The organism is Paenibacillus amylolyticus (assembly GCF_051136285.1).
In the GTDB taxonomy this organism is placed as follows: domain Bacteria; phylum Bacillota; class Bacilli; order Paenibacillales; family Paenibacillaceae; genus Paenibacillus; species Paenibacillus amylolyticus_F.
Genome location: NZ_CP194938.1, coordinates 5,870,621 through 5,893,892 on the forward strand (window position 1 = coordinate 5,870,621; position 23,272 = coordinate 5,893,892).

A 23,272-nucleotide genomic window follows, 5' to 3' on the forward strand; every position below is an offset into this window, starting at 1 on the left:
ATTAAATGTTGAATTATGATATGCTGCTTCTCCGTTTTGGAGAGTTTATGTTAAAGGGGAAAAATCGTTCCCGTTTTGAGAAAACCATCATCACTCAAGTTAAAGCACTGCTTAAGCCTTATCCTGGAGCAAGCCTTCGCAAGGAATATGGCCGGGTCTACGTGGATCTTGGGGGCGAATCCCATACGCAGTTGATCCCTGTATTGAAACGTGTATTTGGTGTGATGTCCATTAGTCCCGTGAAAGTAACACCGTCCGAGATTGATGAAGTTGTGCAAACAGCGGTGGCCTTTATGGAAGAACGTGCAGCTGAATTTGGGGAAGGCACTTCCTTTAAGGTGAATGCACGGCGGGTGTGGAAGGCATTCCCGCACTCGTCTCATGAAACGAATCATTTAGTCGGTTCACCTATTCTACGTAAGTTTCAACAACTGAAAGTGGATGTGCGTCATCCGGATATCGAACTGCGGGTAGAAATCCGCGAACAAGGAACTTATATTTTCAGTGAAGTGATTCCTGCTGTGGGGGGGTTCCCGCTTGGAACAAATGGTAAAGCGATGGTTCTTTTATCAGGAGGGATAGACAGTCCTGTAGCGGCATGGTCATCCATGCGCCGGGGATTAGAAGTGGAGTGTGTACATTTTTACAGTTATCCGTTTACAAGTCAGCGGGCGAAGGAGAAGGTTATTGATCTGGCCCGCGCTCTTGCAGATCATGCGGGTACGATCAAATTACATCTCGTTCCCTTTACGGAGATTCAGACAGCATTCACCCAGTTGGGTCAAGATAATCTGATTATTACATTGATGCGCCGTTCCATGTTACGAATTGCGACCAAACTGGCAGAACGTGAGCGTGCACTGGCGCTGATTACCGGAGATAGTCTGGGTCAGGTTGCAAGCCAAACTCTTCCAAGTATGAATGTGATCGGACGTGCTACAGACCTGCCTCTGCTCAGGCCCCTTGTCATGATGGACAAGCAGGAAATTATTTCACTTTCTAAACAGATTGGTACGTATGATATTTCCATTCTGCCTTACGAAGATTGTTGTACATTGTTTGTTCCAAAATCGCCATCAACCAATCCGAATCTACGGATTGTTGACAAAATTGAAGCGACGATGAGCCATCTGCCAGAATGGCTGGATCAAGCAGTAGAACAGACCGAAACGATCAATTTGCATGCTGGAGAGGCTTCGATACTGACGGGGCAGTCAAAGGACAACGTCAGTGCCATGAAGGACGACTGGTTCTAGGTATGGAATTAGAGTAGACATAACAAATGAAATGTTAATTGAACAAAAAACAGGACTGACCGATAAAAAAGAATCGGGTCAGTCCTGTTTTTTTGAAGATATGTTTAAATTGAGGAAATGTTTAATGCGTAGATCCGTATATCTACTTCTTGTCTAAGCAGAGGAGCGCTGTCGTTCAGCTTGAGCTCTACTGCTTGCGGTACGTTTGCGATAACCGGCAAGCACAATGCCGCTAATTACTACAACGATGAACAGGATGCGTAGTGCCGGATGCTCGCTGAAAAAAGGCATGATCCGTTTTTCTTCGGTAATCATGTTGGAGGCAGTGTAACCCAGTACAATGGCGCCAACATAAATAATCCAGGGGAAGCGGTTAATCAATTTGATGAACAAGGTGCTGCCCCAAACGATAATGGGGATACTAATCAGTAATCCGAGGATGACGAGTAACAGGTGTTGCTGCGCAGCCCCGGCGACGGCAATTACATTATCCAGCCCCATGGCAGCATCTGCGATAATGATCGTACGAACGGCTGTCCACAGTGAAGTCCCTGCTTGGATATCATTGTGCTCATCTTCCTGATCAGCCAGCAGTTTGTAGGCTATCCAGACGAGCAGCAGGCCTCCGATAAGCAGAAGCCAAGGTACTTTTAACAGCCATAATACAACAACGGTAGCCACAATTCGGATGAGTAGTGCACCGCCTGTACCGTATAGAATGGCTTTCTTCTGTATGGAAGGATGCAAATTTCTAGCTGCAAGACCAATGACGATTGCATTATCGCCAGCCAAAATGAGATCGATAAAGACAACGTTTAACAAAGCCAGCCAGAATGCGGGACTAAACAGCTCCATGGCGTTATGTCACTCCTTATGTATTCTTCAATCACTAAGAATAGCATGTACATCTTTTACATACAAGTTAGAGTGGGGGGGATGAGAAGATGGATACGCTATGGCTGTTAACTCAAATTTTAATGATTAATCTGGTGCTGAGTGGAGATAATGCGGTTGTTATTGCGATGGCAAGCAAAGATCTACCTCCGGCGCAACGTAAAAAGGCGGTATGGTGGGGTGCGTTTGGTGCAGTGGTTTTACGTTGCGTACTTACATTTGCAGCTGTACTGCTGCTGGGTATTCCCTTTATTCAGGCGGCCGGCGGATTATTATTATTCTGGATTGCACTGAAACTGCTGCTTCAAAACGAAGATGAAGTACATATCCGCAATGCATCTACAACCTGGAAAGCCATTCAAACGATTCTGGTTGCTGATTTTGTGATGAGTTTGGATAATGTTTTAGCGATTGCTGCTTTGGCAGATGGAGATCTGGCTCTGATTGTCATCGGAATTGCGATCAGTATCCCTATTGTTGTCTGGGGCAGTGGCATCATAGTGGATCTGCTCAAGCGGTTTCCCATTCTGATATTTGCTGGATCAGGTATATTGGCTTTTACCGCAGGGGAGATGTTAGTGAAAGATCCGAAGCTTGGGGAGTGGTTGGGAGGTATGGCTGCACAAGCTCATGCAATGTTGCCAGCGGCTATGGCTTGTCTGGTTATAGCGGCGGGAGGAGCACAAAGATTCGTGCGCCGGAATGCCTAGATGTCACATGGGATGTAAAAGGCGTTTAGTTGGAGGGTGTCCCATCTGGATGCCTTTTTTGTCGGATCAGACTTAAATGTTCCACCAAATAAAATTTACGTTATTTGACGCATGTAAAAGATAAAGGAGGGAGAGTAATCTTTGGATCGTAAGGTTAGATGTGTTATGTTTATTTTGACTGAGTTGGACAACACATTTTCGACATCAGTATAGTTTTTTGCAGAAACATCAGATACACTGTAAACAAGGATTGAAGCTTGTTTTTGCAATTAAAAATGTGTTCAGTGCTGAAATTCAGCACAGTATGGAAATTACATAGTTAATGAAAACAAGAGGTGATGAAGATGAAAAATGAAAAAGCCATTGGACTGTTCATTGTAATTGCCGGTTTTATCATTTTGCTCGGCAAATTAGGGGTCTTTGGATTTATTGGTCGAAATTTCTGGCCGTTGTTGCTTTTGCTGCCAGGGATAGCTCTTTACGCATTGTTCTATGCCCGGGTCTCGCCGTCCTGGTCATTGGTCCCAGCAGGCATCCTTTCCGTATATGGTGTGTTATTTAGCATTACCAACATATGGGGCGCAGGACTGATGAGAAACTTGTGGCCCGTACTTCTGCTCGGGATTGCAGCAGGTTTGTTAGGATATGGTATGGTCGAGCGACGCAGACCTGAATATGTCTACCCCGCAGCACTCATCATCGGTGCGGTGTCCATCGTACTATTGGCGTTCACGCTGCTTCAGACAGGTATCATATATGTGCTTGCTGTTCTGCTCATTCTAGGCGGGTTCTGGCTACTTGTTGGACGAGGACGTACAGGCCGAAGTAAGGGGTGGTAAATATATCCATCAATTTCATGCGTAGTTTCGAGCGAAATATCTTGATTTTTACCTATGATAAACTATAATATAATGGATATAGACATGCGTCGGGTTATCACCGACGCTTATTTTGTGAGTAACCTGCGAATTTGCGGGAAGTTTAGTAGATAAGAATTGAAATTGGAAAGGATATGGATACAAACCATGCATTCAAGAGAACACATTCGCAATATTGCGATTATTGCCCACGTCGACCACGGGAAAACAACACTCGTCGACAAGTTGCTCCAGCAATCCGGTACATTCCGTGATCACGAGACGGTACAGGAGCGCGCAATGGACTCCAACGATTTGGAGCGTGAACGCGGTATTACGATTTTGGCCAAAAACACGGCTATAACTTATAAAGATTACCTGATCAACATTGTAGATACACCTGGACACGCCGACTTCGGTGGTGAAGTAGAACGGATCATGAAAATGGTTGACGGCGTATTGCTCGTTGTTGATGCTTATGAGGGCTGTATGCCACAAACGAAGTTCGTACTTCGTAAAGCACTGGAGCACAACCTGACTCCAATCGTTATCGTAAACAAAATTGACCGTCCAGCGGCTCGTCCGGCTGAGGTTATTGATGAAGTACTTGACCTGTTCATCGAACTGGGTGCCAACGATCAACAACTCGAATTCCCTGTCGTATATGCTTCCGCTTTGAACGGAACATCCAGCATGGAAGACGATCCCGCCAAACAAGATGACAACATGATGGCGATCTATGATACCATCGTTAGTCATATCCCTCATCCAACGGAGAACGTGGAAGAGCCACTGCAATTCCTCGTGACCCTGATGGACTACAATGAATACCTCGGACGTATCGCTATCGGTCGTGTAAACCGCGGCGTCATTCGTCAAGGCCAATCCGTTACCGTTATTATGCGTGATGGCAAAAGCAAAACAGCTCGTATCGAAAAACTGTTTGGTTTCCAAGGTCTGAAACGTGTTGAGACAGAGGAAGCTGGCGCAGGTGACATCGTTGCGATCGCGGGTATTAAGGATATCAACATCGGTGAAACGATTGCTGACCCGAACAACCCAGAAGCTTTGCCGGTTCTGAAAATTGATGAGCCAACACTGCAAATGACATTCCTCGTAAACAACAGTCCATTCGCAGGCCGTGAAGGTAAATGGGTAACTTCCCGTAAATTGCGCGAGCGTTTGTTTAAAGAATTGGAAACTGACGTATCCCTTCGTGTTGAAGAAACCGAGAGCCCGGATGCATTTATCGTTTCCGGACGTGGTGAGCTTCACCTCGGTATCCTGATTGAAAATATGCGTCGTGAAGGATATGAGCTTCAAGTATCCAAACCGGAAGTTATCGTCAAAGAAATTGACGGTAAGAAAATGGAGCCTCTTGAGCGCTTGTTGATTGACATCCCTGAAGAAAGCATGGGTTCCGTCATGGAGAGCCTGGGCGCACGAAAAGCAGAGATGGTTAACATGGTCAACAATGGTAGCGGTCAAGTACGTCTGGAGTTCCTGATTCCTGCACGTGGTCTGATCGGATACAGCACCAACTTCCTGACATTGACTCGTGGTTATGGCGTAATGAACCATGCATTTGACAGCTACGCTCCAGTCGTATCCGGTCAAGTGGGTGGACGTCACCAAGGTGTGCTGATCTCAACTGAAACGGGTACATCTACGTTCTATGGAATGATGGGTGTTGAGGATCGTGGTACACTCTTCCTTGAGCCAGGAACAGAGATTTACGAAGGTATGATCGTTGGTGAGCATACACGTGACAATGATATCGTCGTGAACATTTGCAAAGAAAAACAACTGACTAACGTTCGTTCTTCGGGTAAAGATGATACGGTTAAAATTAAAACGCCGATTATCTTCTCGTTGGAGCAGGCGCTTGAATATCTGAATGACGATGAATATTGTGAGATTACACCAAAATCTATTCGTCTTCGTAAAAAACTTTTGAACAAATCCGAGCGTGAGCGTTCAGAAAAACAACGCAAAATGGCTCAAAATAACGCGTAATACCCACTACCCTAAGAGATACAAAAGTCAATGTTTGAGGGGGGCATTATTGCACGATGGAACGATTCCTGTCTCTCGCCACGGGTAGTGGAGGGAGAGGAATCGATTCTGCAGAAGCGAAGCGCTCGCCTTTGTCACCGAATTTCAACACTTGAAAGAGTGTTCATAGAAATTCGTGGACAACAGCGATCAAAAGAACGATCCGAACCCGGAACGGTCGAACGAGCGACGAAGAATCTCATTGTGCAACAGTAAAGTCCCGCCAATGATTGAAATTTGTACAGCATGATCATGAAAGGAGATGCCTTAACATGCAAGCATGGTTTGCATCAAACCCGATCATTGCCTATATCGTCATCTTTGTACTCATTACTTACGTGTATAACAAGGTCTTTCGGGTGCGTCAGAAATTGCCGATTGGTAAGGAAATTGTGTTGTATATATTGATGGCGATGGGCACATTCATGCTTCTTATTTTTCAGATCGACAAGTTACCTATCATTCAATGTTTGCTGGTTGCTGTAGGTCTGATGCTGTTAGTGCGTGTGCGTTATTTCATTGAAGGTCGTCAGAAGAAAAAAGCGGAAGCTGCCGCTCGAAACTCATAATGCTGTCTAAGCACAAACACATCCGTTTTCCCCTAGGGAAAGCGGTTGTGTTTTATATAGACCAAACAGATGTGATAAAGGTGTTGAGAACATGAACTCAAATTCAAACGGACTGCCTCCACGGAGACAAGCTCCGAATTCATCTAGCCACTCAGGCAATAAAAGCAGTAAGGGAAAGCAGCCGAAGAAGAAAAAACGTATGCGTGGTTTCGTCAGAGTATTTCTGAGTGTGCTGATTATTGGTATTCTGGCAGGTGCGGGGTATGTGTACTGGATATATAACGAGGTCGCGAATACAGGCGTGGATAAGCCGGTTCCACCAGGTATGTCCGCTTCAACAAAACCGCTGACGATGCTACTGCTGGGTACAGATAATCGGCCCGAAACAGGTACATTTCTGTCTGATGTTGTAATGGTTGCTGCACTCAATCCGAATACGAAGACGGCGACGGTAGTATCTTTACCTCGGGATACGCGCATTCAGCTTGATGGATACAAGTCAAACAAACTGAACGCCTATTATCCGCGGTTCAAAACACAAGAAAAGTCCTCTGGCAAAAAGGCAGAGGATCAAATGAAGGAATTGATGGGTAAATACCTCGGTGTGGATATTAACTATACAACCGTTCTGAACTTTCAGGCTTTTCGTGACGCAATAAACGCTGTGGGTGGAGTGGATGTTACGGTGGATAAGAATATGTGCTACCGAGACACGGCCGACAATACGGATATCAATCTGAAGGCAGGGCCTCAACATTTGGACGGGAAAGAGGCACTTGATTTTGTTCGCTATCGCAAGTCCAACTGTAAGCCAAAGACGGCTGAATCCAACGATTTTGATCGCAACAAACGGCAGAGCCAGGTGATGAATGCGATGCTGGATCAGATGAAGTCGCTTGGGGGCATTACGAAGATTGGCAAAGTGATTAGTGCGGTAGATAAAAACATGACCACGGATGTGGAATCCGAACAAATGAAAAATTTTATTGCTACCTATTGGAATATTTCTACTTCAGACGTACACTTTACTCCGGTAACCGGGGAGTGGAGAAGTCCTTATGTATATATTAATGATACTGAACTGGCTAATGCCAAGCAAGCGCTGCAAGATACACTTTCAGGTAAAGTAGCGGCGTCATCCCCGAAAGAATAGATGAACGTTTTGGGGATTGGAAGAGCGGTTCGCAGTATGCTATAATATCATCAACCAAGATAAGAATTGCATAACGAAGGTCAGGGGGCTGGTTGAATGTCCGAAGCCGTCACACAATTAACAGAATCTCTTTTACAGCAATTCACGAACGAGACCTTTGTTCTTCTGAACACCGTGGATGTAGAATCCGGAGGTCCGACTTCAACAGCAATCTCTTGGATTTATGCTGAAAATGCATCTACGTTTCGTTTGGCGATTGACCATCGTTCACGTCTGGTGAATAATATGATACACAATCCGCTGATTACGATTACTGTTTTTGGCGAAGAGATGGTGTATGCAGTGAACGGACGTGCGTCGGTGCGACAAGATCCGTTACAGGATGTGCCTTTTAAGATGTGCTGTTTCGACATTACCATTGAAGCGGTGAGGAACGCCTTGTTTTATGGCGCTCAACTGTCCTCTGTGCCTCAATTTGTCAAAATATATGATCAGCGTGCTGCAGAGAAGCTTGATGAGCAAGTCTTTGCAGCCATGAAAAAAGCCTAGTGAGAGATCACTGGGCTTTTTGTTGTCTTTTTTCAGATGTGTGTTGCTGCATGTATTGATCTTGAGCGGGTTCATCCGGGTTTTGACGAACTTTGACGTCTTTTGGAAGCTGCGGAATGATGCGGCCTACCATATCGGCAAGTTCTGAAGCAAATCCGGAAATGGGATGTCCCTTGCGAATATGCTCCCCAATTTCTTTGATACGTTCAGTGACGTCAGCATCGGCAGTTACGATGGAATCCACGCCTTCCGGGTCTTTGTGCAAGGCTTCAGCAACGGCATATTTAATGGTGCCAACGCGTGCCCGTTCGAGATCACCATCGACATCAATGCCGACCACAGCTGTGTTTCCGAGTATGACACAATTAGCATCCTTTACACCTTCCACTTGCTTGGCAAGAGCTTTGAGGTGACTCACTCGTTTTTTATTGCTCATTGATCCAGCTTCGGGATCATCTGCAACATTGAGGTCATGAACTTCGCCTGTATTTTCGTTCAATTGATCCAGGCGCGAAGGATTCATTCGATCTTCTTGCTGTGTTGTTATGTTTCCTCCGTAACTTCTTGGATGCATCTCATGCGGTTCTTGTGAGGCGTTACGTGTAGAACTATTACAGCCCGTAAGTATACAGATGAGAAGCAGCGTGCATATCCCCATTTTCATAAATCTTCATCCTTTCTTGGAGTTTTTCAGAATGGTTGACAATTATTTTGCCCTAGTCGAATACATTTATGTATAGGAGCATGATTGTCCATGCAGCTGCTGAAGATCACATGATCAAGAAGAACTCGGGAATGAAGGGAAACGGAAGGCTCGAACAGAGCATCTTCGTCATTCCCGAGAACACGTTCCAGCCCATGCCTTTAACGACGCCGCTTTGGAGGGGATTGAATGAAAAAGATTTTTGTATTGGATACCAACGTGCTTCTGCATGACCCCAATGCCATATTTGCCTTTGAGGAACATGAGGTAATCATTCCCGCGGTTGTACTGGAGGAGATTGACTCCAAAAAAAGGAATGCCGATGAGATCGGCCGTAACGCGCGCAACGTATCCAGACTGCTGGATGGACTCAGGGAATTGGGTCACCTGCATAGTGGCGTACCCCTTGCGAATGGAGGCAATCTGAAAGTTGAGCTTAATCACCGAAGTTTTGTGAAAGTTCAGGAGATGTTCGGGGAAGTGTCCAATGACAATCGAATCTTGGCCGTTGCGCTGAATTATCAGATTGAAGAAAATGAAAAAGAACTGGTGGAGCGACAAGTTGTTCTTGTCAGCAAAGACGTTCTGGTGCGGATCAAGGCGGACGTACTTGGGCTGTTCACACAGGATTACTTATCGGATCGTACGGCAGGACTCAGCGAGATGTACCCGGGATATACGGCGCTTAAAGTTCACCCGTCAGTCATCGATGAGTTTTACACATACCGTTTCTTACCGATCAAACCGTTACAGCTGTCCTACTCGCTTTACCCGAATGAATTTGTCATTCTGAAAGATGAGATGGGCACGAATAAATCCGCTTTGCTCAAAGTGAATACAGAAGGTACCAAGCTGGAACCACTATTTCTAAGCAATGATAATGTCTGGGGCATAAGTGCTCGTAATGCACAACAACGAATGGCTCTGGAGCTCTTGTTGAACGATGATATTCCGCTCGTAACGATTACTGGCAAGGCAGGTACAGGTAAAACGCTCCTTGCATTGGCAGCAGGTCTATTGAAGGTCGAGGATGATCACAAATACAAAAAGCTCCTGATCGCCCGACCTGTCGTACCAATGGGCAAAGATATCGGGTACCTGCCAGGCGAGAAAGAAGAAAAACTACGTCCGTGGATGCAGCCGATCTATGATAACCTTGAGTTTTTATTTGATACAAAAAAGGCAGGAGATATTGATAAGATTCTGATGGGCCTTGGCAGCATTCAGGTAGAAGCACTTACCTATATCCGCGGAAGATCCATTCCTGGCCAATTCATCATTATTGATGAAGCCCAGAACTTGTCTCGTCACGAAGTGAAAACGATCGTTTCCCGCGTAGGGGAAGGTAGTAAAATTATTTTGATGGGTGATCCGGAACAGATCGACCATCCATATCTCGATTCTGCAAGCAACGGACTGACCTACATTGTGGAGCGTTTCAAACAAGAGGGAATCAGTGGACACATTATGCTGGAAAAAGGAGAGCGTTCCAAGCTGGCACAACTTGCAGCAGACTTGTTATAGTAAGTTTTTCTCCAGTTCATATCTGGATTTATTTCCCGGAAAATGTTCTACATGAGAGCCGACTCCTGAAGTCGGCTTTTTTGCTGAAAAAATAAAAATCAATTGTTATACAGAACTGGATATGCTCGTAATATGCAAAATACAAGAAAAGTGTTTTTTGGCAGGGTAGGACAAGAGTACTGTATATTTGTTACAATAATTGTTGCGGTAATACGAAATTAAGTTAATCCAAGGGGGAGAGTGAATGAAGCGTAGACATCAGGTTGTTTTATTTGCAGTGCTGCTGCTTTCGCTAACGATCCTTTCACCTAGCTTTGATTTTAGAGATTCACAGCATAATCTGGCACGAAATCAAGAGAAAGATACATATCCGAATGGTTCATCCCGGAATGAGGATACACGAGCTCCTCTCCGTGTGGTGGTATCCATGACCAAAGAGGAGTTTACTTTGTTTCAGGAAGTGGCTAAAGAAGTGGCGGTTTCTCGTTTTGTTGAGGTTAATGTTCGCAATGTGGAACCTGATAAATATAAAGAGGTGTTGGATCAGGAGTTTTCTTTGGGTGAGAACGGAGATATTATTCTGTTGGATAGTGACCAGATACATTATTATGCGAGAAAAGGATATTTGCTTCCTCTCAATGGGACTTCGCTATCCAAGTTGATTGGGGATACAATTATTGAACTACGGGGAATGACAGAATGGAACGGGTATCAATGGGCGATGCCCTTTGATTTTGATCCTTATGTGATGGGAGCAACACCCGCATACTTGAACAAGACAGGGTCACCAGGGTTCCCTCTAAACAGAGAGCAATGGTTCAAGCTGATCAGGCAATCTCAAACAGAGAGTACTCCTTTGATTTCGATGAATATAGATGATTTATACGGAGCAAGTGCGTGGATGAGTTATTTACCGCCGGGGATGAGTCCTGATCAGATTTTAAAAATGCAACCTGCATCAATGACAAATGAATTTCAACAGGGAGTTAGCTTACTGAGCGAGCTTCAACCCCATATTTTGACCATGTCTGTCGATCCGTTATTATCTGCTTCGGATTACAAGGTGCAAACTCCGATGTTTGTATCTACGCTGTCTCGTATACTTCGTACAGATGAAGCTGCCAAAGGTAAGGGGACATTTGCCTCGCCTGTTTCTTTACAGGCTCTGCAGGCGGTAGACTCCAGAAGTCTGGTCATTACAGCTGGATCTGTGGAGACGGATGCAGCAAGTCGATGGATTGAGGGGATGTCGTCTGCAGCAACGCAGAACAAGTGGGCTAAACAAACCAAGCGCTTACCTGCGAGGCAGCAAGAGATGGAGAAGGAAGCCGGAAGTATTGAAGGTCGGTATAGTATGGTTCACAATCAATCCTGGTTCTCCAAAGAGTATAGCTCTGTGCAATTGGCCGAAAATAGATCAATGATCACTCGCTCTCAAAAGCGGGTGCAGCAGGTTCTCCAAGGGGAGATTAGTGCTGCACAGTATATTAACAGCATTAGAAAAGCGATAAAACCCTAAAACGAAATGGCTAATTTCACTTCTAAGACACCTTCATCTGTAGAGACATCCGTAGCTCTGACAAAGGACAGAATTTTTTGTGGATAAAACCCGAGGTCGAACTCCTTCTCCAGCATTTTACGTGTTGTGTCTGGCAGTTCAAGCTGATTGAATACCAACTTATCCACATGAAAGCGAATGGAATTTTGCGGTTCATTCTCTACCGTGTAGTGGCCTTCAATACTTAATTGCAACTGATCACGCTGACCCGACGCTGTAATTTTATCCTGATCAAATGTAAAGGCGAAATCTTCAAAGATTACATTTTGTGAACGTAGAAAAGTATTTAATTCATCCTGACCAATGCGAATGGTATATGTGGTTCCCGTGGTAGATATGGCGCCGTTTTGTTTCTGGATAAAATCGGGCAGGTTCTGCATGGCTGATGCCAATGCTTTGAAATAACGTTTCACTTCGTATATACCGATGTTTTCCCAATATAGTGTTAGTTCATTCATTAATTTTTGGATAGCTGCCGCGTCACCGCTGGCGGTTATTTGCTTATCTACTTCTTTTTGCAGTGAGGCTACTCTTGTACGCTGGTTCTGCAGGTTGGTTTTCATCTCTGTAAGTTCAATAGAGGTTTGACGGATTTGGTCCGACGTTTGCTGCAGTTGTTTATAGCGAGACTGATACTTGTCCAGAACGGCTTGGTCTCTGCCGATGATGATCTGATAGTAGTCGTACAGAACAAACAGATCTTTGAATGATCTTGCTCCAAGCACCGTCATGAGCAGGCTGTCACGCTCCCCTGTGTAATAAGATCGAACGACAGTTCCGGCTCGGTCTTGCTGGATATGTATTTCCTTTTCTTGTTGTAGTCGCTGGGCGGTCAGTGTCTCATGTTGCTTGGCTAATTCTTGCTGTTTTTCTGCAATTCGTTCAATCTCATGATCAATCTCTACAATAGATAATGTTTTTTGCAAAATGGCCTGTGTGTCCTCCGGTGAGGATTCTCCATATACATATGATGATGCGGGCTGTACAAACAATATTATAATGAACAAGATGGCGGTTAAACCATATCGATACTTCACAAGCATTCTCCCTTCTTTAATTCCTTGCACAATCCTATAGACGAGTTCTCTTCCAAACAATATATGAAATGGATACGTAAAATATCCTTAGTGGTTACATAACACCATATCTTCATATGTAATCTGAAAAAAACAAAAAAGCAACCCGACAACAAGAGCCGGATTGCTTTGATGCTGCTGGCGGATTAAAGCGGCAGTCCCATTTCGAATACAGTCCAGTAGCTGAAACCTGTGAACGTTACGATCATATAACCCCAGAAGAGCAATATATACGTACGTTCTGTAAACTTCAAGTATCCCAAAAGGACAAAAAACGCAGTCTGCAGGAAGAATAGTAAAGCCATTTCGACTAAATCTCCTGCAAAAGCCATCAGGCCAATCGCAAGCGTGAAGAACCCGAGTACCCGAAACATGCGTGCCACGGTAAATCCTCCTCTCTTATGTACGTTCATAGATTGTCTACATAATATTATACCGAGAAAGGAAAAACGTGTAAACAAATTTGGGTATGAAAGCGAATTCTTTTTTTTGTGGGCTAGGATTAAAAGTTGGCATAATTATCATGATTACGTATGAGGGAACCTGAATATGGAAATACATTTTAGTATGAAAATCAATTCTATGAACTCTATGAGAGGCATAAGAATGAGTAAGCAACTTTTATACCTAATTCCCATAACGGGTTATCCGTTATGGGAACGGTTATTTCAGGATGGTGTTAGGAGGGTATTATAGCATGACTGCAGTGAGACAGGATGCTTGGAGTACAGAGGACGATTTGATTTTGGCAGAGGTTACATTGCGTCATATTCGGGAAGGTAGCACGCAGCTAGCGGCTTTTGAAGAAGTAGGAGAAAAAATAGGTAGAACTTCTGCCGCATGTGGATTTCGTTGGAACAGCTGTGTACGTAAGAAGTATGAATCAGCCATTAGTAATGCTAAAGCGCAAAGACAAAAACGCAGTTACCTTCGCAAACAGCCGGCAATGCTGGGTCCACAGGTTGCTGCACTGGCAACAATAGACGCGGAGGAGGGGATCTTTAAGACCGATGGTTTATCGGATGAATCCTTATCTATGGATGCGGTGATCCGTTTCCTGCGGCAATGGAAAGGTACGGTGCAGGAGAGTAACCGTCAGCTTAAAATGCTGGAGAAGGAATTGCGAGAAAAGGAAGATGAATTGTTGGAACTGCGCTGTGAGAACGACCGGCTCTCCAAGGAAGTCAACGAGGTTCAGACCGATTATCGTGTTGTTAATGATGATTACAAAGCATTGATCCAGATTATGGATCGCGCACGTAGGCTTGCCTTTTTATCCGAAGAAGAAGAAGAGCTTAAGACAAGGTTCAAAATGGATGCTAACGGAAATTTGGAACGGATTGAGTAATAAGATTCAATGTGAGTGTAATATCGTAATCATATACCCGCCAGACCTCCGTGATATTACGGCAGGTATGACGGGTTTTTAGTTGTACGTATTTTGTTCTATTATAGATAGAAGAAGAATCAGTGGAAGCATACAGAGGAAATAGTGGAATAAATGAAATGACGAGAGCAGGAGGATTACATGATTATAGATGTAGTAGGAGCGGGTTCGTTGGGACTTCTATATGGAGGCAAGTTGCAAGCAGCAGGGGAATGTGTACGTTTCTGGACTAGAACATCGGAGCAGGCTGATCAGCTTAAACAAAAGGGATTTACAATTACAGAGAAAGATGGAGAGGTGTGTATCAGGCCAGATGAGATTCAGGCTTATCCCGTATCCAAGCTGGCAGAGCATTGGAACAAGACACCGGCAGACTGGGTGCTGCTCACGGTGAAGCAAACCCATATTGATGATTTTATTACACAGATAAAGAAACTGAAAGGTCAGCAGACATTAAAAATGGCTTGTTATCAAAATGGTGAGGGACATTTGGAGAAGTTGAAGGCTGCTTTGCCATCTTCACTGTTATGTAGTGCGATTACCACAGAGGGAGCGAAACGTAGCGAGGATCAAGTGCACCGGGCTGGTATAGGAGAAACACGTCTGGGTGTAAGTCATATTTTAACGGCCACAAATATAGAGGAATCGGATAAACAACAAATATTTACTTTAGCGAAGAGGCTGCAACAGGCAGGATTTGACTGTACAGTGTCGAATGAAATCGATAAGCTGATATACAGAAAACTGCTGATTAATGCCGTCATTAACCCGCTTACGGCAATATGGAGAATACCCAATGGTGAATTGCTTCACAAGATGGAACGAATCAGAATAATGCGTCAGCTGTACGATGAGGCGTTGACCGTATACGGGGCTATGGGCATCCAATTGGAAGGGGATTTGTGGCAGCAGATCAAGGAGGTATGTCAAGATACCGCTACCAACACGTCATCGATGCTTGCAGATGTTCTACATAAGCGCACAACAGAGGTTGAATCAATTAATGGATCAATGATAAGAATGGCACAGCAGCTCAATGTAAAGGTACCTACACATGAAATGCTTCTTCATCTGATCCAAGGTATGCAATCAGAAGGGGTGAGTTAATGGGATTTTTCATTGTTTTGAGCATTTTGCCCTTTTTTCCGTTTTTTCTCGTGTATTGGGGCATGATGGTATGGAAGAAAGATAAACCAGTCGCATTGCGAACAGCAATGGATGTCACGACATTTTTTCTTATATTTTCCGTGTCGGCGTTATTCAACTTAACATTTGATTCGAATTTTGGTTTTTATCTGACATTAATACTCATACTAATAGCGCTTGGTTTTATCGGAGGTGCGCAAAATCGACTAAAAGGTAAGGTCGATGGGGGAAGAATGTTCCGGGCCGTATGGCGCATGTCATTTGTAATGATGAGTTTTGGATATATTTTGTTTACTTTATTTGGATTATTTAGATACATTATGAACAAGATGTGAGGTTACATAACGCAAAATCCCGAAAAGATGTGTCGATTTTGTCGAAAACTGAAAAAAACATTACTTTCTGAAAAAGTAATGTAGATTTTTTTGACCGGTGGTTGTATAATCTATAAACATAAACCACATCAATTTAGGGGGAAAAAGTTAGATGAAAAGGAAAAGTCTATTAGTCCTTTTGACGCTGATCTTGGCGTTCGGTACCGTACTTGCAGCGTGCGGATCGAAAAATGAAGGCACAGGTACCAAAACAGATAACAATTCTGCAAGTGGAGAAAAGGGTCTTGCCAAAGATCAAGTTCTGAAAATCAACTTAACAGCTGAACCTCCTACCTTGGACCCGGCTCAAGCCAAAGACAGCCAAACCAACACAGTACTGAAGTTTTTGTATGAGGGCCTCGTGCGTATCGATGACAAGGGCAAAGAAGCTCCTGGTATTGCTACGAAGTGGGACATTTCTGAAGATGGTTTGAAATATGTTTTCAACCTGAACCCAGAAGCAAAATGGAGCAACGGTGATCCTATTACTGCCGAAGACTTTGCACGTTCTTGGGAACGCGCTTTGAAACCGGAAACAGCTTCTCCATATGCATACCAATTGTACTACATCAAAGGTGCTCAAGCTTTCAACGAAGGTAAAACTAAGGACTTCTCACAAGTAGGCGTTAAAGCTAAGGACGAACATACGCTTGAAGTGACGTTGGAAAATCCTACTCCTTACTTCTTGGGTCTGACAGCTTTCTATACGTATTATCCAGTACACAAATCTGCTGATACCAACAAAAAATTCTTCTCTGATTACAAAAACATGATCGTTAACGGACCATTTGTAATGGATCAATTCGCTAAAGGTCAAAAAATTGTTGTGAAGAAAAATGAAGGTTACCATGCAGCAGCTGACATTAAATTGACTCAAGTTGACATGTCCCTGACAAGCAGCAGTGCTTCCGAGTTGCAAGCTTATAAATCAGGTCAATTGGACTATAGTGGTGCACCTAATGGTGAAATTCCTACAGACCAAATCCCTTCTTTGAAGGCAGAATTACCTAATGAATTTAAAGCTACAGGTATTGCAAGTACGTACTACTACCTGTTCAATTTGAAAGAAGCACCATTTAACAATCTTAAGATTCGTAAAGCTTTTGCAATGTCAATCAACCGTCAGTTGATTGTTGACAAAGTAACACAAGGCGGTCAAATTCCTGCATTCGGTTTTGTACCTCCAGGTATTCGTGGTGAAAAAGGTCAATTCCGTGATGAACATAAAGATGATTACTTCGCTGAAAATGTAGAAGAAGCAAAAAAATTGCTTGCTGAAGGTATGAAAGAAGAAGGTTATACAACATTGCCTGCACTTACTCTGATCTACAACACAAGTGATAACCATGCGAAAATCGCTCTGGCTATTGCTGACATGTGGAAAAAGAACCTTGGTGTTGATGTGAAAACGGAAAACCAAGAGTGGGGCGTATTCCTTGAGAATCGTCAAAACCAAAACTTCCAAATCGCTCGTGCAGGCTGGTCTGCTGACTATAGCGATCCGTACAACTTCTTGGAAATGTGGACTACTGGCAACACAAACAATGATCCAAAATTCAGTAACGAACAATTCGACAAAGATGTTAAAGAAACTGTGAAAACAGCTGATCCTGCAAAGCGTATGGCAGCATTTGCTGACGCTGAGAAAGTCTTGGTTCAAGATGAAATGGCTGTATTGCCAATTTACTACTACACTAACGTTTCTTTGACTAAGCCTTACCTGAAAGGTGTACAACTTGATTTCAGTGGAGCAATTGACTTCACTCGTGCGTATCTGGAAGAAAAATAAGTTGTTCTGAAGTCTAATATGCTTGCTTCGGGATGTATATGTGGTTCTCCATATATATCCCGATTTTTTGTTTGCTCATCAATTTTCCTTATTATTCTTGAAATTTCCGATAAATGGATTGGACATTATTTGTGTCTGATTCTACAATCGATTTGTATACAAAATATTGTTTGTGGAGGTGTGCAAGGGTTGGTTAAGTACGTTTTGAAAAAACTGCTATTTATGCTGCTATCGCTTTTCATACTCGCATCAATGACTTTCTTCTTGATGAAGGCCATTCCTGGCGACCCATTTACATCCGAGAAAAAAGTATCGCCTGAAATTCGGGCACTTTTGGAGGCGAAGTACGGACTGGACAAGCCAATGTATGAGCAATATCTGAAGTATATGGGTGGAATTGTCCAAGGGGACCTCGGTGTTTCAATGAAGTATCTAAATCGTGATGTATCCGATATGATTGTGGAAACATTCACTGCTTCATTAAAAATTGGTGTGTTTGCGATTATTATTTCAATTATTGTGGGTGTATTGCTCGGTCTTATCGCGGCAGTATATCACCGTAAACTTATTGATGATATCACCATGATTTTAGCTGTTATCGGTATTGCGGTTCCAAGCTTTTTGCTTGCATCGCTAATACAGTATGTTTTTGCGTTCAAGCTTGGATGGTTTAATGTGATGGGCTTTGACGGACCGCTCGACTATGTACTGCCTGTTGCAGCCTTGTCTGCATCGCCAATTGCCTTTATTGCGCGTTTGACGCGTTCAAGCATGTTGGAGGTTTTACACGCGGATTATATCAAAACAGCGAAGGCCAAAGGTTTGAAATGGCCTGCGATCATGTTTAAACATGTTCTGCGTAATGGTATTTTGCCAGTTGTTACGTATGTTGGACCAATGACAGCAAACATCATTACAGGTTCAGTAGTTATTGAACAAATTTTCAATATCGGTGGGATCGGTAAAGTGTTTGTAGAAAGTATCACGAATCGTGACTACACCTCGATTATGGGTATTACCATTTTCTATGGTATTCTCTTGATGTTTGCGCGTTTCCTTACAGATATCGTTTACGTATTGGTAGATCCTAGAATTAAGCTGGAAAGCCGGAAGGGGGCATAACGTTGTCTGGCACAAAGAATAACAATAATGGAACGGCGAACACTGACCTGAACAGTCAGGCAGCGGTGAAGCCGCAAGAAAGTATATCCCTTTTTAGAGACGCAATGTACAGACTGGCAACGAATAAAGCTGCAATGATTAGCCTTAGCGTGCTGGTACTTGTTGTACTGTTTGCTATATTTGGACCAACTTCTTTGTTTACAAAGTACAATTATTACTCTAATGACTTGCTTAATTCGAATGCTGCTCCCAGTGCGGAACACTGGTTCGGCACGGATGATCTGGGTCGTGATGTGTGGGTAAGAACATGGGTCGGCGCACGTGTGTCCCTGACGGTTGGTCTGGCTGCGGCGTTGATTGACCTTGTGATCGGGGTTATCTATGGTGCGATCATGGGTTACTATGGTGGACGAGTTGACGGAATTATGAATAAGTTCTCCGAGATTTTGTACTCTTTGCCTTACATGTTGGTTGTTATCCTGTTGCTGGTTGTTTTGGAGCCAAGTCTTACAACGATTATTATTGCCCTTACCATTACAGGCTGGATTAGTATGTCCTGGATTGTCCGTGGTGAGATTATGCAACTCAAAAATAGAGATTTTATCCTTGCTGCAAGATCGATGGGTGCAAGTACTGGACGTCAATTGTTCCGCCACTTATTGCCAAATGCAGTTGGACCGATTATCGTTACCTTGACATTGTCTATTCCAAATGCGATCTTTGCTGAGGCATTCCTGAGTTTCCTCGGTCTGGGTGTATCTGCACCAAGATCTTCCCTGGGATCCATGATCAATGACGCACTTACAGGCTGGACACTGTATCCATGGCGGATGTGGTTCCCTGCTGGTCTGATGGTTATTACAATGCTTGCATTTAATTTGCTCGGTGATGGATTGCGTGACGCACTTGATCCGAAATTACGTAAATAGAAAGAGGAGGTGGGATTATGGAGCCGATTTTAACAGTCAAAGACTTAAGCGTATCGTTCTCAACGCGCTCGGGTGAATTTGATGCCGTTAAAAATGTGAGTTTCGAAATTGGCAAAGGTGAAACGCTGGGGATCGTGGGTGAATCGGGTAGTGGTAAGAGTGTTACCGCCCAAACGATCATGAAATTGATCCCCTCCCCGCCTTCGAAGGTTAAGAGCGGAGATATTACGTTTCACGGGCAGGATCTGTTAAATAAAACAGATAAACAAATGGAATCCATTCGTGGTAAAGATATCGGTATGATCTTCCAGGATCCTATGACATCCCTGAATCCTACGATTAAAATTGGTAAACAGATTACGGAAGTATTGCGTAAACACCAAAATATGTCCAAGCAAGCGGCCAACAAAGCTGCACTAGAAATGCTTGAACTTGTAGGTATTAAAAATGCAGCCATTCGTATGAATCATTATCCGCACCAATTCTCTGGTGGTATGCGTCAGCGTGCGATGATTGCGATTGCGCTTGCTTGTCGTCCATCTTTGCTGATTGCGGATGAGCCGACTACAGCACTGGACGTTACAATACAAGCTCAAATCCTGGATGTCATGAAAGACATGCAGCAAAAGCTCGGAACTTCAATTATGCTGATCACACATGATCTTGGCGTTGTAGCCGGCATGTGTGACCGTGTGGTTGTCATGAAGGAAGGCGAAGTTGTCGAAACAGGAACAACAGCTGAGATCTTCAGCAACCCGCAGCATCCTTATACCATTAAATTGTTGAACGCTCTTCCGCGTCTGGACGAGCCGAAAAAGGAAAAGCCAACTCCGGTAGGTATTGTCAAAGGTAGTAATAAACCTTTGGTTCAAGTGAAAAACCTGAAACAATACTTCAACCTTGGTAAAGGTAATATCCTGAAAGCTGTAAATGACGTGAGCTTTGACATCTTTGAAGGAGAAACGCTTGGTGTTGTAGGTGAGTCAGGTTGTGGTAAATCCACAACTGGACGTACGATTTTACGTCTTTACGAGCCAACTGGCGGAAATGTTAACTTCAACGGTACGGATATTTACAAGTTGTCTCCGCGCAAGATGAAAGAAATGCGTAAAGACATGCAGATGATTTTCCAAGATCCATATGCCTCACTGAATCCGCGTTTTAACGTTATGGATATTATCGGGGAGTCTCTGGATATTCACGGTCTGGCAACAAGCTCTAAAGAGCGTAAGAGACGTGTAGAAGAGCTATTGGATCTCGTGGGCCTCAACCCAAGCCATGCTTTACGTTATCCGCATGAATTCTCCGGTGGGCAAAGACAGCGGATCGGGATCGCACGTGCACTTGCCGTTGACCCTAAATTTATCATTTGTGATGAGCCGCTTTCTGCGCTGGATGTATCCATTCAAGCCCAGGTCGTTAAATTGCTTGAAGAGCTGCAGCAGCGTCTTGGATTGACGTATCTCTTTATCGCCCATGACTTGTCCATGGTTAAACATATCAGTGATCGTGTTGCTGTTATGTACATGGGTAAAGTGGTGGAATTGGCAGAGAGTGAAGAATTGTACGCCAACCCGATTCATCCATACACCAAAACATTGCTTTCTGCTATCCCTGTTCCAGATCCGGAAGTAGAAGCGAACAAACGCCGCATTTTGTTGCCGGATGAGCAAGCTAGCCCGATTCAAAATGATTTAGGCGGTTCTAAAAACGATCCGTATAATTTGGAAAACGCTCAATTGATTGAGGTTTCCAAAGGTCACTGGGTTGCAGAACCTTACGTATAATAGTTTCGAAAACGAATATGCTATTATATACATCATAACCGCCGATTAAAATCGGCGGTTTTTTTTATATTATTTGTGACTTTACTTTGACGAAGAGCTATTGAATTCGGTACAATCAAGGAAGGCTCTTTAGAAGCAGAATAGGAGGCAGACCTCATGAAAGGGATTACCGAGGCGCTCCGCAGCGGATCACAGCTTGCAGAAGATTATATCTGTAAAGCAGATGCTGCGCGAAGCCTTTATGAATATGACATTCGCTGGGAAAACGGCCTCCACGCGCGTGCTGAATGGCTGAAACAATCGGAGCATACACGTGTTGACCGTCATGAACTGGCGGCGTATTTACGTTTATATAATAAGCGAGTAAATGATCATGACAAGGTTCATGCTTCCATTACTCGCCTTGTTGAAGAAAATGCATTAGTCGTTACCGGGGGACAACAAAGCGGCCTCTTTACGGGACCATTGTTCGTGATATATAAAGCAGCAAGTGTGGTTGCTGCTGCGCGTGAAGCAGAACAGCAGCTGAAACGTCCCGTTATTCCAGTATTCTGGATTGCAGGTGAAGACCATGACTGGGATGAGGTTAACCATACGTTTTTGCCGGATTCCCAAGGAGACATTCACAAAATCAAACTTCAAGGGCATTTTACGGGAAGAGATTCGGTAAGTCATGTGGAAGTGAAATGGGAACAGTGGAAGACGGCGCTGGAACAAGTAGAACTTTTATTACCTGATACAATCCACAAGCCCGGTTTAATGAAAATGATTACGGAAATTCATCATTCCAGCACGAATCTGAGTGATGCGTTTGCGCGAATGATATCGACCTTGTTTGCAGGCACCGGACTTGTACTGATGGATGCTGCCGATCCGGAATTACGGAAGTTGGAGAAGCCTGTATTTGAGCGTTTGATTCGGAAGAATGATTCGTTACGTGCAGCTTATTTGCAAGGAGCATCGCTTGTTGAACAAGCAGGTTATGCCATGCCTGCAGAAGTGGCGGAAGATGGGGCCAATCTTTTTTATATTCATGAGGGCACCCGTTTGCTATTGACGATGAAAGATAACCTGTATCAAGATCGCAAAGGGCTGGTATCCTTTACGGAGGAGCGCTTGTTACAAGAACTGGCGGATCATCCTGAGCGTTTTAGTAATAATGTACTCACCCGGCCACTGATGCAAGATTCATTGCTTCCCGTGGCAGCTGTAATTTTAGGTCATGGTGAAATCGCTTATTGGGGCCTTACATGCGAAGCGTTCCGTACATTTGGGCTGCAAATGCCGATATTATTGCCGCGCTTATCCTTTACGATTCTGGAGGAAGTACAGCATAAACATATGAAGCAATACGGACTTTCATTTCAGGATGTACAGCACCGCTTGGATGAAAAGAAAGCACAGTGGCTGGCTCAGCAGGAAACTTTCCAGGTCGATGAGCAGTTCACTCAGATTCGTGAGCAGTTCATAACACTCTATCGTCCATTGCTGGATCAGGTTGCAGAAGTGCATCCCGGCCTAAACCGGATCGGAGAAGCGAATCTGGCTAAAATGAATGAGCAAATTCAATATTTGGAGCGTCAGACGCGCAAGGCTATTGAAGATAAACATCAAGTGAGCATAGGGCATTGGAATGGTATTCAGAATGCTCTGTTCCCGATGGGCAAACCGCAGGAACGAGTACATAATGCACTCTTTTACCTGAATCGTTATGGAACCGACTGGATTGAGGAACTAATTAAAGCTTCTGCTACATTCCAAGGTCAACATAAGGTTATACCAATGTAAGCATCTAGGATAATATCGATCTTTATAATAGAAGAAACATATTTAA

General features: G+C 43.9%; 21 protein-coding genes. 17 read left to right on the forward strand and 4 right to left on the reverse strand.

Features of this window, described 5'->3' with window-relative positions:
• Positions 1 to 8: 8 nt before the first annotated feature.
• Positions 9 to 1,256, forward strand: coding sequence for a tRNA uracil 4-sulfurtransferase ThiI (thiI, locus tag ACR8BL_RS25425; protein ID WP_434753248.1), 1,248 nt, complete (start codon positions 9 to 11; stop codon positions 1,254 to 1,256).
• 153 nt (positions 1,257 to 1,409) lie between these two features.
• On the opposite strand, the gene ACR8BL_RS25430 is transcribed toward thiI, so the two are convergent.
• Positions 1,410 to 2,111, reverse strand: a complete 702-nt coding sequence (locus ACR8BL_RS25430; RefSeq protein WP_434750115.1) for a TerC family protein — start codon at positions 2,109 to 2,111, stop codon at positions 1,410 to 1,412.
• Between the two features lie 89 nt (positions 2,112 to 2,200).
• Here ACR8BL_RS25430 and ACR8BL_RS25435 point away from each other — a divergent pair, with 89 nt between their 5' ends.
• From ACR8BL_RS25435 to ACR8BL_RS25460, 6 genes are all read left to right on the forward strand, one after another.
• A complete protein-coding gene (locus ACR8BL_RS25435; RefSeq protein WP_434750116.1) occupies positions 2,201 to 2,860 on the forward strand; it encodes a TerC family protein in 660 nt (219 codons plus the stop codon).
• Between the two features lie 344 nt (positions 2,861 to 3,204).
• Positions 3,205 to 3,699, forward strand: coding sequence for a hypothetical protein (locus tag ACR8BL_RS25440; RefSeq protein ID WP_434750117.1), 495 nt, complete (start codon positions 3,205 to 3,207; stop codon positions 3,697 to 3,699).
• A 186-nt stretch (positions 3,700 to 3,885) separates the two neighbouring features.
• Positions 3,886 to 5,733 (forward strand): translational GTPase TypA, encoded by a 1,848-nt coding sequence (gene typA / locus ACR8BL_RS25445; RefSeq protein WP_434750118.1) that lies wholly within the window; start codon positions 3,886 to 3,888, stop codon positions 5,731 to 5,733.
• 311 nt (positions 5,734 to 6,044) lie between these two features.
• Positions 6,045 to 6,341 (forward strand): YlaH-like family protein, encoded by a 297-nt coding sequence (locus tag ACR8BL_RS25450; RefSeq protein WP_434750119.1) that lies wholly within the window; start codon positions 6,045 to 6,047, stop codon positions 6,339 to 6,341.
• A gap of 91 nt (positions 6,342 to 6,432) precedes the next feature.
• Positions 6,433 to 7,494 carry an LCP family protein gene (locus ACR8BL_RS25455; RefSeq protein WP_434750120.1) on the forward strand — a complete coding sequence of 354 codons (1,062 nt, stop codon included), beginning with the start codon at positions 6,433 to 6,435 and terminating at the stop codon, positions 7,492 to 7,494.
• A 96-nt stretch (positions 7,495 to 7,590) separates the two neighbouring features.
• The gene (locus tag ACR8BL_RS25460; protein ID WP_434750121.1) at positions 7,591 to 8,043 is read left to right on the forward strand and encodes a pyridoxamine 5'-phosphate oxidase family protein; all 453 of its coding nucleotides are present in this window, start codon (positions 7,591 to 7,593) and stop codon (positions 8,041 to 8,043) included.
• Between the two features lie 7 nt (positions 8,044 to 8,050).
• Here the strand turns inward: ACR8BL_RS25460 and ACR8BL_RS25465 are convergent, their stop codons facing one another.
• Positions 8,051 to 8,707, reverse strand: a complete 657-nt coding sequence (locus ACR8BL_RS25465) for a YhcN/YlaJ family sporulation lipoprotein (RefSeq protein WP_434750122.1) — start codon at positions 8,705 to 8,707, stop codon at positions 8,051 to 8,053.
• Positions 8,708 to 8,935: 228 nt separating this feature from the next.
• Between ACR8BL_RS25465 and ACR8BL_RS25470 the strand changes: the two genes are divergently transcribed.
• Together ACR8BL_RS25470 and ACR8BL_RS25475 are read left to right on the forward strand one after the other, a co-directional pair.
• On the forward strand, positions 8,936 to 10,270 hold the full coding sequence (locus ACR8BL_RS25470) for a PhoH family protein (protein WP_434750123.1): 1,335 nt from the start codon (positions 8,936 to 8,938) through the stop codon (positions 10,268 to 10,270).
• A gap of 244 nt (positions 10,271 to 10,514) precedes the next feature.
• The gene (locus tag ACR8BL_RS25475; RefSeq protein ID WP_434758279.1) at positions 10,515 to 11,789 is read left to right on the forward strand and encodes an extracellular solute-binding protein; all 1,275 of its coding nucleotides are present in this window, start codon (positions 10,515 to 10,517) and stop codon (positions 11,787 to 11,789) included.
• Here the strand turns inward: ACR8BL_RS25475 and ACR8BL_RS25480 are convergent.
• Positions 11,786 to 12,865, reverse strand: a complete 1,080-nt coding sequence (locus tag ACR8BL_RS25480) for a hypothetical protein (RefSeq protein ID WP_434750125.1) — start codon at positions 12,863 to 12,865, stop codon at positions 11,786 to 11,788. The two genes, ACR8BL_RS25475 and ACR8BL_RS25480, sit on opposite strands and share 4 nt — an antisense overlap.
• Before the next feature lie 185 nt (positions 12,866 to 13,050).
• The gene (locus ACR8BL_RS25485; RefSeq protein ID WP_110898524.1) at positions 13,051 to 13,287 is read right to left on the reverse strand and encodes a DUF2626 domain-containing protein; all 237 of its coding nucleotides are present in this window, start codon (positions 13,285 to 13,287) and stop codon (positions 13,051 to 13,053) included.
• Positions 13,288 to 13,601: 314 nt separating this feature from the next.
• Between ACR8BL_RS25485 and ACR8BL_RS25490 the strand changes: the two genes are divergently transcribed.
• The 8 genes from ACR8BL_RS25490 to bshC all read left to right on the forward strand — a co-directional run bounded on the left by ACR8BL_RS25490 (position 13,602) and on the right by bshC (position 23,226).
• Positions 13,602 to 14,252: an RsfA family transcriptional regulator gene (locus tag ACR8BL_RS25490; RefSeq protein ID WP_434750126.1), complete on the forward strand. Its 651-nt coding sequence runs from the start codon at positions 13,602 to 13,604 to the stop codon at positions 14,250 to 14,252.
• Between the two features lie 180 nt (positions 14,253 to 14,432).
• Positions 14,433 to 15,398 (forward strand): ketopantoate reductase family protein, encoded by a 966-nt coding sequence (locus ACR8BL_RS25495; RefSeq protein ID WP_434750127.1) that lies wholly within the window; start codon positions 14,433 to 14,435, stop codon positions 15,396 to 15,398.
• The gene (locus ACR8BL_RS25500) at positions 15,398 to 15,772 is read left to right on the forward strand and encodes a DUF3397 domain-containing protein (RefSeq protein ID WP_434750128.1); all 375 of its coding nucleotides are present in this window, start codon (positions 15,398 to 15,400) and stop codon (positions 15,770 to 15,772) included. Before ACR8BL_RS25495 ends, ACR8BL_RS25500 begins: the two co-directional genes overlap by 1 nt.
• A gap of 151 nt (positions 15,773 to 15,923) precedes the next feature.
• Positions 15,924 to 17,600: a peptide ABC transporter substrate-binding protein gene (locus ACR8BL_RS25505; protein ID WP_434750129.1), complete on the forward strand. Its 1,677-nt coding sequence runs from the start codon at positions 15,924 to 15,926 to the stop codon at positions 17,598 to 17,600.
• Positions 17,601 to 17,789: 189 nt separating this feature from the next.
• Positions 17,790 to 18,722 carry an ABC transporter permease gene (locus ACR8BL_RS25510; RefSeq protein ID WP_434750130.1) on the forward strand — a complete coding sequence of 311 codons (933 nt, stop codon included), beginning with the start codon at positions 17,790 to 17,792 and terminating at the stop codon, positions 18,720 to 18,722.
• 47 nt (positions 18,723 to 18,769) lie between these two features.
• Positions 18,770 to 19,651 carry an ABC transporter permease gene (locus tag ACR8BL_RS25515; protein WP_373323256.1) on the forward strand — a complete coding sequence of 294 codons (882 nt, stop codon included), beginning with the start codon at positions 18,770 to 18,772 and terminating at the stop codon, positions 19,649 to 19,651.
• 17 nt (positions 19,652 to 19,668) lie between these two features.
• Positions 19,669 to 21,438 carry an ABC transporter ATP-binding protein gene (locus ACR8BL_RS25520; RefSeq protein WP_434750131.1) on the forward strand — a complete coding sequence of 590 codons (1,770 nt, stop codon included), beginning with the start codon at positions 19,669 to 19,671 and terminating at the stop codon, positions 21,436 to 21,438.
• A gap of 156 nt (positions 21,439 to 21,594) precedes the next feature.
• Positions 21,595 to 23,226 (forward strand): bacillithiol biosynthesis cysteine-adding enzyme BshC, encoded by a 1,632-nt coding sequence (gene bshC / locus ACR8BL_RS25525; protein ID WP_434750132.1) that lies wholly within the window; start codon positions 21,595 to 21,597, stop codon positions 23,224 to 23,226.
• Positions 23,227 to 23,272 lie beyond the last annotated feature (46 nt).

Bases quoted from the DNA above. Each gene is read 5' to 3' on its own strand.
- ACR8BL_RS25495 (WP_434750127.1), top strand. From the start codon at position 14,433: ATGATTATAGATGTAGTAGGAGCGGGTTCGTTGGGACTTCTATATGGA.
- ACR8BL_RS25465 (WP_434750122.1), bottom strand. From the start codon at position 8,707: ATGAAAATGGGGATATGCACGCTGCTTCTCATCTGTATACTTACGGGC.
- ACR8BL_RS25460 (WP_434750121.1), top strand. From the start codon at position 7,591: ATGTCCGAAGCCGTCACACAATTAACAGAATCTCTTTTACAGCAATTC.
- typA (WP_434750118.1), top strand. From the start codon at position 3,886: ATGCATTCAAGAGAACACATTCGCAATATTGCGATTATTGCCCACGTC.
- ACR8BL_RS25450 (WP_434750119.1), top strand. From the start codon at position 6,045: ATGCAAGCATGGTTTGCATCAAACCCGATCATTGCCTATATCGTCATC.
- ACR8BL_RS25455 (WP_434750120.1), top strand. From the start codon at position 6,433: ATGAACTCAAATTCAAACGGACTGCCTCCACGGAGACAAGCTCCGAAT.
- ACR8BL_RS25505 (WP_434750129.1), top strand. From the start codon at position 15,924: ATGAAAAGGAAAAGTCTATTAGTCCTTTTGACGCTGATCTTGGCGTTC.
- bshC (WP_434750132.1), top strand. From the start codon at position 21,595: ATGAAAGGGATTACCGAGGCGCTCCGCAGCGGATCACAGCTTGCAGAA.
- ACR8BL_RS25470 (WP_434750123.1), top strand. From the start codon at position 8,936: ATGAAAAAGATTTTTGTATTGGATACCAACGTGCTTCTGCATGACCCC.
- ACR8BL_RS25520 (WP_434750131.1), top strand. From the start codon at position 19,669: ATGGAGCCGATTTTAACAGTCAAAGACTTAAGCGTATCGTTCTCAACG.
- ACR8BL_RS25490 (WP_434750126.1), top strand. From the start codon at position 13,602: ATGACTGCAGTGAGACAGGATGCTTGGAGTACAGAGGACGATTTGATT.
- ACR8BL_RS25500 (WP_434750128.1), top strand. From the start codon at position 15,398: ATGGGATTTTTCATTGTTTTGAGCATTTTGCCCTTTTTTCCGTTTTTT.
- ACR8BL_RS25435 (WP_434750116.1), top strand. From the start codon at position 2,201: ATGGATACGCTATGGCTGTTAACTCAAATTTTAATGATTAATCTGGTG.
- ACR8BL_RS25440 (WP_434750117.1), top strand. From the start codon at position 3,205: ATGAAAAATGAAAAAGCCATTGGACTGTTCATTGTAATTGCCGGTTTT.
- ACR8BL_RS25430 (WP_434750115.1), bottom strand. From the start codon at position 2,111: ATGGAGCTGTTTAGTCCCGCATTCTGGCTGGCTTTGTTAAACGTTGTC.
- ACR8BL_RS25475 (WP_434758279.1), top strand. From the start codon at position 10,515: ATGAAGCGTAGACATCAGGTTGTTTTATTTGCAGTGCTGCTGCTTTCG.